Annotated in this window: 1 protein-coding gene; it reads right to left on the minus strand. The window is 55.2% G+C overall.

Translation table 11 applies throughout. The features are described 5' to 3' along the window. On the minus strand, positions 1 to 1,113 hold a 1,113-nt coding region (locus IEW74_RS17185; RefSeq protein WP_188667408.1), incomplete at both ends, for a tandem-95 repeat protein.

Here is a 1,113-nt window from a genome sequence, read left to right on the forward strand (position 1 = left end):
CCGTTGAAATCATCATGGGGTTGATAGGTCACCGTGCCATCAGCGTTAAAGGTCACCACACCGTTTTCCGGCTGGGTGACAGCGCTCAGCTCGCCGCCATCGATGATCTGATCATTGGACAGAACATTGATGGTTTTGCTGCCATCTTCTGCAACCGTGGCCGCATCATCATTGGCCGTGTTGTCCACATCGGCAAAGTTGATGGTCGCGCTTTGTGTGACTTCTGCCGTGCCATCGGACACGGTGAAGCTGATGTCTTGCGCCCCTTCTTCATCAGAAATGATCGTCCAGGTGCCATCGCCGTTATCGGTGATCGCCAAATTGGACCCACCGGACACAGCGGTGATGTTCAACGCATCGCCATCCACATCCGTGGCGTTGCCCAAAAGCTGTTCTTTGGTCACCGTGTAGGACTGATATTCGGTGCCGTCCGGCAAGCTGATCGCCCCGACCACCGGGGCATCATTTTCAGGGCTCACCGTCATGGTCACCGTGGCGGTGACAGTCTCACCGTCTTCATCGGTCACCGTATAGGTAAAGCTATCGCTGCCGTTGAAATCATCATGGGGTTGATAGGTCACCGTGCCATCGGCATTAAAGGTCACCACACCGTTTTCCGGCTGGGTGACAGCGCTCAGCTCGCCGCCATCGATGATCTGATCATTGCTCAGAACATTGATGGTTTTGCTGCCATCTTCTGCAACACTCGCCGCATCATCATTGGCCGTGTTGTCCACATCGGCAAAGTTGATGGTCGCGCTTTGGGTGACCTCGGCCGTGCCATCGGACACGGTGAAGCTGATGTCTTGCGCCCCTTCCTCATCAGAAATAATCGTCCAGGTGCCATCGCCGTTATCGGTGATCGCCAGGTTCGATCCACCGGACACACCGGTGATGTTCAACGCATCGCCATCCACATCGGACGCATTGCCCAAAAGTTGTTCTTTGGTCACCGTGTAGGACTGATATTCGGTGCCGTCCGGCAAGCTAATCGCGCCGACCACCGGGGCATCATTTTCAGGGCTCACCGTCATGGTCACCGTGGCGGTGACAGTTTCACCGTCTTCATCGGTCACCGTATAGGTAAAGATATCGCTGCCGTTGAAATCATCA

The organism is Terasakiella brassicae (assembly GCF_014641495.1).
In the GTDB taxonomy this organism is placed as follows: Bacteria; Pseudomonadota; Alphaproteobacteria; order Rhodospirillales; family Terasakiellaceae; genus Terasakiella; species Terasakiella brassicae.